Genomic DNA, 11,451 nt, shown 5'->3' on the forward strand with positions numbered 1-11,451 from the left:
CTATCAATAAACTAGAACAAATGCAGAGAGTTAGAAAGCAGCAAACTGTAAGCAAATATGAATTAAATATGCTGAACAGTGTTTTCGTTTAGAGAAACAGCACATTCTCTGCTATGATCCACAGCATCTTCGAGGATGTCCCTCAATTATCAAGTTTGGAATATTACTGTGACTGCTACTGCTTTTTCATCTTTGGCTTTGCCGCGAGAGTTAACCGATAACTTATCAACTTTAGGTTATACGCAAATGACGCCAGTGCAAGCGCAAAGTTTGCCAGTGATCTTGCAAGGCAAAGATATTATTGCCCAAGCCAAAACGGGGTCGGGTAAAACGGCTGCATTTAGTTTAGGTGTGCTGGCTAAGTTAAATGTGAAACGCTTTCGTATTCAGTCTCTCATTTTATGTCCAACCCGAGAATTAGCAGAGCAGGTAGCTGAAGAAGTTCGTAAGCTTGCCCGTGGTATTCATAACATTAAAGTTTTAACTTTATGTGGTGGTGTCTCTATTGGTCCACAAATTGGATCATTAGAGCATGGCGCGCATATCATTGTTGGTACTCCTGGTCGTGTTGATGACCATATTCGCAAAGGCACATTGCGTTTAGATGATGTCGAGACCTTGGTGCTAGACGAAGCTGACCAAATGCTAGACATGGGTTTTCAGGATACCCTTGATGCTATCGTTGAGTGCATTCCAAATCAACGCCAAACATTATTGTTTAGTGCGACTTATCCAAAATCAATTGCTGCGATAGCTGAGCGAGTGCTTAGCAACCCAGAAATGATTAAGGTAGAAGAAGAGCAAACAAAAAGCACAATCAAGCAATACTTTTACAAGCTAGATAATAACAAACAGCGCTTTAATACATTGAAGCTGTTGTTATTGAAGTTCCAACCAGAAAGCTGTGTGGTTTTTTGTAACACCAAGGTTGAAACACAACAGATTTGTGATGACCTTTATGCTGAAGGGTTTAGTGCTGTTGCCTTACACGGTGATTTAGATCAACGTGAACGTGAGCGTACTTTAATCCGCTTTGCTAATAAAAGCGCCTGTATTCTTGTTGCAACGGATGTTGCCGCGCGTGGCTTAGATATCAACGATATGGATATGGTCGTGAACTACCACCTAGCGCATGACCCACAAACCCATGTACACCGTGTTGGCCGTACTGGTCGAGCAGGTAAAAAGGGTATTGCATGTTCTATTTATGGTGAAGCTGAGCAATTTAAAGTGGCACAAATTGGCGACCACTACGAGCGTGACTTTGACCCTGAACCAATTCCGCCATTTAGCTTGCTAGAAAAGCCCGCTTATAAGCCAACCATGGCAACCATTATGATTGATGCTGGCAAGAAGCAAAAAATTCGTGCCGGTGATATTTTAGGTGCATTAACTGGTAAAGAGGGAATTGCCGGTCATCAGGTAGGTAAAATTAACGTACTTGATAATGTGGCCTTTATTGCTGTGGAGCGAGCTGCTGCAAAACCTGCATTACGTAAATTGACTGAAGGTAATATTAAAAAGCGTAAGATCCGTGCGCGACGTTTGAGCCGATAAATTGTTGAGTTATGAGCAGCTTGCTTTAAGTTGCTCATATTCGAGTTGTATTTTCTTAAACTCAATTGCACAGCCTTGGCGATCAGGGTGATGTTTTAATGCCAGTTGCCGCCATCGCTTTTGTAACTGTTTTTCTGAAAAGTCAGTAGGTAGCTGCCACGCCTGTTGTAATTCTAATAGCTGCTGCTGAGGTAATGAGTGAATGCCCTTGTTTGGGCTAAATGAAGAAAATCGCTGCCAAAAATCAGTTAACAACGCATCTATTTCATCGCTCGTTGTATCAAAGTTTTGCCAATCTAAATAGTAATCTCGTAGTGGGTCATGACTTTCTAATGCGTTACCTGTTTGCTTACTAACAAGTTCAATGTGAAGTGACGCAATCTGTAGCTGTTGCTCAGGTGCAAGTTGTGCTTGTAGTTGATATAGACCATTCATAACTAAAAAGTTGCGTTTAAACAGATCTTTTTGTGGGTCATTGTCTAATTGCTCTATTTTTCCTAATTCGCTAAGTGCGCTGGCAAGCGTATGAACCTTCCACGTTGCTTGTTCCAAAAGAAGGTAAAAAATCTCATCAATCAGTGGGTTAACCATTGTTCGCAAGTCTATCTTTAGTGTAATCTACATTGGTATACGCTATCACAGCTGTTTTTTTGAAACTACGCTAATGTTTTTAGATACTAGGGAATGCATTTAGCCGAGCTTAAATAACTTCATTTTCAGGCTAAGTTGATTTTAAGGGATTTCGCCATATGTTCACATCACTGCGTGTAAGCTTGCTCACTGCTTTATTGTTCAGCTGTAGTTTGTTTGGTTCGCAGTCTAGCTTTGCATCCACTTCGCTACTTGAGCAATTTAGCCAATCCGAGCAATGGCAAGAAAAGCAACAGCTTGCCAAAAAGCTGCTTAATCAAAATACGATAAATCAAGAACTAAGCCTCGATATTTACATGCAGCTTGCCGACTTTGCTTTAGAGAAAGGTAATTTCTCGGCGGCGGTAAAAAACTACCAATTGGCAGAGCAAGCTACAAGTTTTACAGCAACGCCAAATCGCTATTTTCGTAGTCTAAAAATGCAAGGCGTCACTTATTATTATCAAGGCTTGATGCAACAAGCGGTGCTTGCGTATAGCAAGGCATTAAGCGTTGCAGAAAAACTACCAGAGCCAATTGCCGAAGCAAACTTACTCAGTAATATTGGCCTTGCTTACTTTGATATGTTCAATATGGATCAAGCACTTAAATATTACAAAGAAGCGAAAGAAATATATGAAGAGCATGGTAGCGAGCAAGATAAAGCCGATATTTTACACAACATAGCGGGTATTTATATTCGTTTATCGAGTTATGATATTGCGCTAGATATGTATAGAGAAACGCTAGAGATCTTCCAAAAATTAGGCGATGAAGATGGCGTTGCTCAGTCGTATGGCAATATGGGAGTGGCTTACTCAGAGCTTGGCCAGTATCAACTTTCTTTACACTACTATCAGCGTGCTTTGCGCTATTACCAAGAAACGGATAACGCTTACTTTCTCTCTTCACGCCACGCTAATATCGCTAATGTGTATCTTCGCACCGGTGATTTAGAGCTTGCCTTAAGTCATGCAGAAAAAGCCGTTGAGTTTGCAAAAAAAATTGATAATAAAACATTAGAGTTGGCAGGCTTATTGTCGCAAGCAAAAATCGAGTTATTACAAGGTAAGCTAGCTGAAGCTGAGGCCACTCTAACTACCTCAGTTTTTATGGCTAAACAATATAAAGATGATTTGAGAGTACAAGACGGTGCTGGAATGATGGCCCTGATTAAGTCAGGTAAGGGTGACTATGCAGCAGCTGTTGCTAGTTTTGATGAGTTTGTTCGGGCTTTTAAAAGCGAGCAAAGTCTAAAATTATTAAAGTCTATGGGTGAGCTGCAAAGCCAAATCCAAGCAAGTCAGCTTAATCAAGAAATTGTTGAATTAAAGCAGTTACAGAATGTACAAGAGCTCGAAATGTCTAAACAACGTCAGTTGGGCATTATGCTATTTATCTTGTTTGTGATGATAGTAGTGACGGGGATTACTATTTATCGTCGTAACATCGAAAAAGGGGCAAAAGAGCAACTTTCGTTAATGGTTGCTAAACGCACCAAAGAGCTTGAAGAAACCGCAGATCAATTACGCAGCGCGAATGAAATTAAAAGTCAGTTTTTGGCAAATATTAGCCATGAAATTCGTACACCTTTAACTGCAATCCTAGGCCAAACCGATAATCTAATGAATGGTTATTATAAACCAGAGCAGTTAAACGATGAGCTGGCTGTTATTCAAAAACAAAGCGATCACTTAAAAGAGCTGATTAATGACGTACTTGATATCAGTAAAATCGAAGCTAACAAGCTAGAGTTAAGCCTAAAGGAAGGTGATTTAGTTCGATTACTTACTGATGTTCATTCTATGCTTAGTGGTCAAGCTAAAGATAAAGGGCTTTACTTTTCATTTCATAATGAGCTTGGCGAACAGTTTTACAGTCAGCTCGACTTTACCCGCATTAAACAGATTCTTATCAACCTATGTGCCAATGCAATTAAGTTCACTAATCAAGGTGAAGTAGAGTTAAAAGTCTATAAAGTTGAGCAAGGCGTATGGTTTCGTGTAACTGACACCGGTATTGGTATGAACGCTGAGCAGCTTAAGCAAATCTTTGAATGTTTTAGACAAGGCGACAATAGCATCAGCCGTCGCTTTGGGGGCACCGGGCTTGGTTTAAGCCTATCGCAACAGCTTGCGATGATGATGGGTGGCTATATCAGTGTTGAAAGTGAGTTAAATAAAGGCAGCATATTTTCGTTTTACTTGCCGTGCAAAGAGCATACTCCAAGCACGGAAACAGTTGAGCTTGCAAAGTTTGTGCAGCCAGCAACAAAAGGTTTGTCTGGTAAAGTGCTGCTTGCTGAAGATCACCCAGATAACCGCCGTTTAATTTCTCGTTATTTAGAGTCGATGGGTCTTGAGGTTATTGCGGTAGAAAATGGTGAGCAAGCTGTAGAGCATTGCCTCAAGGAATTCCCTGATGTGGTGCTGCTCGATATTCAAATGCCAGTGCTAGACGGATTAAATGCACTCAAGCTACTACAAGAGTGTGGCTTTACCCAGCCTGTGTATGCATTAACGGCTAACGCAATTAGCCACGAAATCGACAGTTACCTTGAAGCTGGTTTTACAGGTTACCTTGCTAAACCGATTGATAAAAAAGTGTTTTACACGCAACTTGCTAAGCATTGCAAAAAAGACAGTGCCACAAATAAGTCCCAGCATGATATGAGCGACTTAGTGGCAAGTTTTATCAATAGCTTTGAGCATGAAAGCGCATTGATACAACAGCACTTTGCAGCTCATGAATTGTTTAACTTACAGCAGGATGCTCACCGTATAGGTGGCGCGGCTAAAATGTTTGAGTTAGATGATGTTGCGATGAGTGCCATGGCACTTGAGTCAGCGTTAAAGCAAGATAAACTTACTGACTTAACGAGCTTAGTTGCTCAGCTACTTGAGCAACTACATAATGCATCGGTTGGTCAGAACAGTTCTATATCACCGTCTTGAATTTGCTCAACTTCTTGAGTCATTTCGAATCTAGAGCGATCAATACGCTGCTCTTGATCGGTTTCTGGGTGAGTGATCAGAAACATTGATAGTTTTTCATCTAAAGAGTGTGCAAGGCGTACTAAGTCTTTGCTCGATACAGCTTGTATTTGTGAACTTGAAAGTGCATCAGAGTTAAGTTCAACCATCGCATCTATACTGGTTTGTGCTTCATCAGACATTTGACTTTGCATGGCCACTTGCTCATGAACACTCTCAGAAAACGCATTAATTTCAAGCATCGCTTGTTCAATTTTATTTGTTTCTTTAGTTGAAGCCTCAGATAGCTCAACCGTGCGCTCGGTTTCTTTAAGTGCCGTTTGCATTAATGAATTTGCTTGTTCAGTACTATGCTGAATTTTAGAAACCATCTCACGCACTTCTTGTGTTGATTTACTAGTGCGGGCAGCTAGGTTTCGTACTTCATCAGCGACCACCGCAAAGCCACGCCCTTGCTCGCCAGCACGCGCAGCTTCAATGGCAGCATTTAGCGCAAGTAAGTTAGTCTGCTCGGCAATACTATTGATAACATCAATAACTGAGCCAATCGCATCACTATCTTGCTTAAGTAAAATAATCTGTTCACTCGTCAGGTTGATATTATCGGCAAGCTTGATAAGACTAGCCTGGCTTTTATCTGTGTCTAAACGGGTTTGTTGTACTGATTTAGTGGCATCAGATACTGAACTTAATATTTGTTCGAGACTTCTATCCAGCTCTTTAGATACTTCAATCATTCGATTGATCGTATTTGCTAAATCAATACCGTGGGCATCTTGGATGGTGGCTTTTTGAGTCATCGATGCATAGGTATCACGAAGTGCATCAGCCATAGGTAACAAGCGGGCAGATGACGAATATATTTCGCCAAGCATATGCTCAGCCATTGTCAAACCTGCGTTAAGTGCATGACACGCATTAGGCAACTCTCTGTCATTTTCGTCAAAGCGAAAAGTAAAATCGATACCTTTTTCAGAAGTAGTTTGCTTAACAAAGTAGCTTAAATGATCTTGTTGCTTTTTATCTGTTGTATAAACAAAAGCAATTAAAGCAAGCCATGGAATGATTACAATAAGTGTAAGCACGGCCATAGCAGTAGTAGAAATATCAAATACGGTAAAACTAGCAATACAACTAAGTAAGCTTATTATAAATAGAGCTACAGCTACTTTAATGCGGGTCATTGAGGAGATCCTTACCTTTTAATCCTATAATGTATAGAACAAATTTCTGTTAATTACCAATAAACTTATTCTGTAAAAGTATAACTTTTAAAGTGTTATGTCCTTAGTTTTAAGCAAAAAAAATGCCTGTATTAAACAGGCATTTTTTAAAACGAAATAATTTTTACTGACGTTTCATTGAGTCAAAGAACTCGTCATTGGTTTTGCTCATTGAAAGTTTATCAATTAAGAATTCCATTGCGTCAATTTCTGACATCTCATGAACGATCTTACGTAAGATCCACATTTTTTGTAGTTCATCAGGTTTAGTAAGTAATTCTTCGCGACGCGTACCTGAACGGTTAAAGTCAATCGCTGGGAATACACGCTTTTCAGCAATCTTACGATTTAAGTGTAATTCCATATTACCAGTACCTTTGAACTCTTCGTAGATAACTTCGTCCATCTTCGAACCAGTATCGATAAGAGCCGTTGCAATAATTGTTAAGCTACCGCCTTCTTCTACGTTACGAGCTGCACCAAAGAAACGTTTTGGTTTGTGTAATGCGTTTGCATCAACACCACCGGTTAATACCTTACCAGATGAAGGGATCACGGTATTGTATGCACGAGCAAGACGTGTGATTGAATCAAGTAAGATAACCACGTCTTTTTTGTGCTCAACCAGGCGCTTCGCTTTTTCAATTACCATTTCGGCAACTTGAACGTGACGGCTTGCCGGCTCATCAAACGTTGATGCTATTACTTCACCTTTAACAAGACGCTGCATCTCTGTTACTTCTTCTGGACGCTCGTCGATAAGAAGAACCATTAGCTCACAATCAGGCTGGTTATAGCTGATTGATTGCGCAATGTTTTGCAGTAGCATCGTTTTACCCGCTTTTGGCGGAGCAACGATAAGCGCACGTTGGCCTTTACCAATTGGAGAGGCTAAATCAAGTACACGAGCTGTGATGTCTTCGGTACTACCGTTACCACGCTCCATACGTAAACGTTCGTTTGCGTGTAGTGGGGTAAGGTTTTCAAATAGGATTTTTGTGCGAGAATTTTCAGGTTTGTCGAAGTTTACTTCATTTACTTTTAATAGTGCGAAGTAACGTTCACCGTCTTTAGGTGGACGAATAAGGCCTGAAATTGAGTCACCAGTACGCATGCTGAATCGACGGATTTGACTCGGTGATACATAAATATCATCTGGGCCGGCTAAATATGATGCTTCAGATGATCTTAAGAAACCAAAACCATCTTGTAAGATCTCTAGTACACCGCCGCCATAGATGTTTTCACCGCTTTTAGCGTGCGCTTTAAGGATGGCGAAAATAATGTCTTGTTTTCTTAAACGGGCTACGTTTTCGAGCCCCATGGACTCAGCTAAGTTTACAAGCTCTTTGATAGACTTGTCTTTTAATTCGCGTAAATGCATATTGGTGGGTTCTTTATTACAATTGTCATACTCAAAATCATCGTTTGATACATGAGTGAGGTTTGTTGGTATAACTAAGGATTAGTTGGCTTTATAAACTAGCAGGTCACTAGCAAGGCGTCCAGTCTTTAAACAAAATAAAGCTAAAAAAAGGGCAAAAAGCCCTTTTTTTATATTTTCATTAGATGTTGTTTTCTAAAAACTCTACTAATTGAGTTTTAGAAAGTGCACCAACTTTAGTTGCTGCAACTTGACCATCTTTGAAAAGAAGTAATGTAGGGATACCACGGATACCAAACTTTGGTGGTGTGCCTGCATTTTGGTCGATGTTAAGTTTACCAACGGTAACTCGGCCATCAAACTCGCCAGCTACTTCGTCAAGAATAGGGGCGATCATTTTACAAGGTCCGCACCATTCAGCCCAAAAATCAACAAGTACAGGTTTGTCTGATTGTAGTACGTCAGCTTCAAAGCTATCGTCAGTTAATTGAATAATTTTCTCGCTCATTGCGATCTCCGATTAGTTAGGCGAAATATTTAATGCGTATTTAAACACTCTTGTTTCTTATTGCAAGTTTAAACGTTATGCTTAAACGCTATGACTAAGACACATTTGACCGATAAAAAGTTTTCAGACTTTGCTATCGCACCGGAAGTGGTTGCCGGTTTAACCGAAAATGGGTTTGAATATTGCACACCCATTCAAGCTAAATGCCTACCTTTTATTTGTGAAGGCCGCGATATTGCGGGCCAAGCGCAAACAGGTACGGGCAAAACGTTGGCGTTTTTAACTGCCACGTGCCATCGGTTATTACAATCTAGCAAAGCATCTAGTAAACATCCAAGAGCCCTGATCATGGCCCCAACAAGGGAGCTGGCGATTCAGATACACAAAGATGCAAAAATTTTAGCGCCACACTGTAATCTTAACTTAGGATTAGTATATGGTGGCGAAGATTACGAAAAACAACGTGCACAACTAGAAAAAGGCGTTGATATTTTAATTGGTACTACTGGACGCCTTATCGATTTGTACAAGCAGGGCTGTTATACCCTTAATGAAATCGAGGTTGTAGTGCTTGATGAAGCAGATCGTATGTTCGATTTAGGCTTCATAAAAGATATTCGTTATATGTTTAGACGTATGCCAGAAACGTCTGAACGACTAAATCTATTATTCTCTGCAACCTTGTCATATCGTGTGCAGGAATTAGCGTTTGAACATATGACTAATCCAGAACACGTACAAGTTGAACCTGATGTAAAAACAGGTAAGCGTATTCAAGAAGAGCTATTCCATCCATCACAAGATGACAAAATTAAGTTACTGTTAACTTTAATTGAAGAAGAATGGCCAGATAAAGCGATTGTGTTTGCAAATACGAAACACAGTTGTGAGAATGTTTATGCATGGCTGAAAGCGGATGGTCACCGAGTTGGCTTATTAACCGGTGATGTAAACCAGAAAAAGCGTCAATCAATTTTGGCTCAATTTACCAAAGGCGATTTAGACTTTTTAGTAGCCACAGACGTTGCTGCTCGTGGTTTGCATATCCCAGAAGTAAGTCATGTATTTAACTTTGATTTGCCAGATGATTGTGAAGACTATGTACACCGTATTGGTCGTACCGGACGTGCTGGTGCATCAGGACACGCTATTAGCTTTGCCTGTGAACAGTATGCCTATAATCTCCACGAAATTGAGCAATATATAGAACACAGCATTCCATTATCACATTATGATAAAAGTGCATTGCTTGATGATTTAACTAAGCCTACTATTCAGAAAAAGCGCAACTATTCTACAGGCCCACGTAATCGTAATAACAACGGACGTCGACCAAATAATAGTTACCAGAAATCACGGTCGTGATAAACGACCGCCATTGAAGACTTAGTAGTAACTAGAGGTTTTTGAACGGTGGGGCAACTTCAACCGCAAAAAAATGTGTATGCAGTAATCGACTTAGGATCAAATAGCTTTCATATGCTGATCGCTAAATCGATTGCTGGCGGTCTACAAACGATCGGTCGAGTCAAACGTAAAGTAAGGCTTGCTGCAGGGCTTGATGAAAACAACGTCCTTAGCACTGAAGCCATGCAACGAGGTTGGGAATGCCTAGCCTTGTTTGCTGAACGTCTGCAAGACATACCACAGAAAAACATCACAATTGTTGCGACCGCAACTTTACGTCTTGCTACTAATGCTGATGTATTCAAGCATAAAGCTGAACAGATCCTTGGTCATAAAATCAATGTTATCAGCGGTGAGCTAGAAGCTAAGACAATCTATAAAGGTGTGGCGCACACTTCTGCTTGTAGCGGAAAACAACTGGTTATCGATATTGGCGGAGCCAGTACCGAGGTTGTTATCGGTCAGGGTTTTGATGCACTGCATTATAAAAGCCTACACATGGGGTGTGTTACCTTCCTAGAACGCTACTTCAAAGATCAAAAGCTCAGTAACGAAAATTTTGCTGCTGCAATTAAAGCTGCAAGTGAAGTGGTTGCAGAAATTGTCGATGAATACCAAGCAACCGGATGGCAAATTGCGAGCGGCGCGTCAGGCACAGTGCAAGCAATTCAAGAAATCATGGTTGCACAAAACCAAGATGAGCTTTTAACGCTTGATAAACTTCTCGCTATTAAAGAGCAATCAGTGCAATTTGAAACGATTGCTGATCTTGAACTTCCAGGCTTGAGTGAAGAGCGCCGCCTAGTATTTGTATCTGGCCTCGCTATATTAATCGCCTTGTTTGAATCGCTAGATATAAAACAAATGGGCCTTGCGCGCGGTGCATTGCGTGAAGGTGTTTTATATAGCATGGTGCCAGAGCTTCATAACAACGACATCCGCAAGCGCACAGTTGATGGTTTAATGAGTCGCTATCATGTAGATCAAAAACAGGCTTGTCGTGTTGCGCAACTTGCAGAGCAGTTAGCAAAAAGTGTGATGGGGCAGTGGCAATCAATCGATGAAAATGCAATCGCATTACTAAGGACAGTAGCAAAATTGCACGAGATTGGCTTACTGATAGAGTATAAGCTTTATCATAAGCACACAGCTTACATTATAGAAAACACAGATATGCCAGGGTTCTCGCAATCTGAGCATAAACTGATCACCGCTGTTGCTAATGAACATCGTGCTGATCTTATTAAAAACAGCTTTGCTCACTTAGGCTGTCATCAAGTAGTCGCAGAATGTTTAACAAGAGTGGTGCGGATCGCCGTGATCTTATCAATGCGTCGCCAAGATGATGTACTACCAGCGATTGATCTCAGTGTTAATGAAAACATCCTCACACTGACATTTGATGGTGATTGGTTAAAATATCACCCATTAATGGCCAGTGAGCTGCAACTAGAGTCCAAGCTACAAGCAAAAGTAGGTTGGAGGCTCATAGTAAAATAACGTTAAAAGGCCCTTAAGGGCCTTTTTTAGTGCTGTTTTTACCCGTTTCGTTCGTATTTTGCGCGAACAGTCATTTTTTTCATAAAAACTTCAAAAAACAGTTGATCTCAATTCGGATCTCCCTATAATGCGCATCCATCGACACGGCGGACTGCTTACAAACAAGCAAAACAACGAGTCGATTGAGTCAAGTAAAACTGAGTTTTGAAAAAATAAACTTTTCTCAAAATTAAGTGTTGACAAAAATAA

The 11,451-nt window shown here is 40.5% G+C and carries 8 protein-coding genes; 4 read left to right on the forward strand and 4 right to left on the reverse strand.

What is annotated here, in order from left to right; genetic code table 11:
* Window positions 1-168: 168 nt before the first annotated feature.
* Entirely contained in the window at window positions 169-1,557 is a 1,389-nt protein-coding gene (dbpA, locus tag KQP93_RS00625; protein WP_055199234.1) for an ATP-dependent RNA helicase DbpA, read from the forward strand.
* 9 nt (window positions 1,558-1,566) lie between these two features.
* Here the strand turns inward: dbpA and KQP93_RS00630 are convergent, their stop codons facing one another.
* Complete coding sequence (locus tag KQP93_RS00630) at window positions 1,567-2,148, reverse strand: DNA-J related domain-containing protein (protein WP_217876721.1); 582 nt, start codon at window positions 2,146-2,148, stop codon at window positions 1,567-1,569.
* Window positions 2,149-2,306: 158 nt separating this feature from the next.
* On the opposite strand from KQP93_RS00630, the gene KQP93_RS00635 reads away from it, so the two are divergent.
* Complete coding sequence (locus tag KQP93_RS00635) at window positions 2,307-5,141, forward strand: tetratricopeptide repeat-containing hybrid sensor histidine kinase/response regulator (protein ID WP_217875472.1); 2,835 nt, start codon at window positions 2,307-2,309, stop codon at window positions 5,139-5,141.
* Here the strand turns inward: KQP93_RS00635 and KQP93_RS00640 are convergent.
* From KQP93_RS00640 to trxA, 3 genes are all read right to left on the reverse strand, one after another.
* A complete protein-coding gene (locus tag KQP93_RS00640; RefSeq protein ID WP_217875473.1) occupies window positions 5,114-6,364 on the reverse strand; it encodes a methyl-accepting chemotaxis protein in 1,251 nt (416 codons plus the stop codon). The genes KQP93_RS00635 and KQP93_RS00640 overlap by 28 nt on opposite strands.
* 163 nt (window positions 6,365-6,527) lie before the next feature.
* Window positions 6,528-7,787, reverse strand: a complete 1,260-nt coding sequence (gene rho / locus KQP93_RS00645; RefSeq protein WP_062566226.1) for a transcription termination factor Rho — start codon at window positions 7,785-7,787, stop codon at window positions 6,528-6,530.
* Window positions 7,788-7,968: 181 nt separating this feature from the next.
* Window positions 7,969-8,295, reverse strand: coding sequence for a thioredoxin TrxA (gene trxA, locus KQP93_RS00650; protein ID WP_054554679.1), 327 nt, complete (start codon window positions 8,293-8,295; stop codon window positions 7,969-7,971).
* Between the two features lie 90 nt (window positions 8,296-8,385).
* Between trxA and rhlB the strand changes: the two genes are divergently transcribed.
* Together rhlB and gppA are read left to right on the forward strand one after the other, a co-directional pair.
* Window positions 8,386-9,660, forward strand: a complete 1,275-nt coding sequence (gene rhlB, locus KQP93_RS00655; RefSeq protein ID WP_217875474.1) for an ATP-dependent RNA helicase RhlB — start codon at window positions 8,386-8,388, stop codon at window positions 9,658-9,660.
* Window positions 9,661-9,708: 48 nt separating this feature from the next.
* On the forward strand, window positions 9,709-11,202 hold the full coding sequence (gene gppA, locus KQP93_RS00660; protein WP_217875475.1) for a guanosine-5'-triphosphate,3'-diphosphate diphosphatase: 1,494 nt from the start codon (window positions 9,709-9,711) through the stop codon (window positions 11,200-11,202).
* The last annotated feature ends 249 nt before the right edge of the window (window positions 11,203-11,451 follow it).

The organism is Pseudoalteromonas shioyasakiensis, assembly GCF_019134595.1.
Taxonomy (GTDB): Bacteria; Pseudomonadota; Gammaproteobacteria; order Enterobacterales; family Alteromonadaceae; genus Pseudoalteromonas; species Pseudoalteromonas shioyasakiensis_A.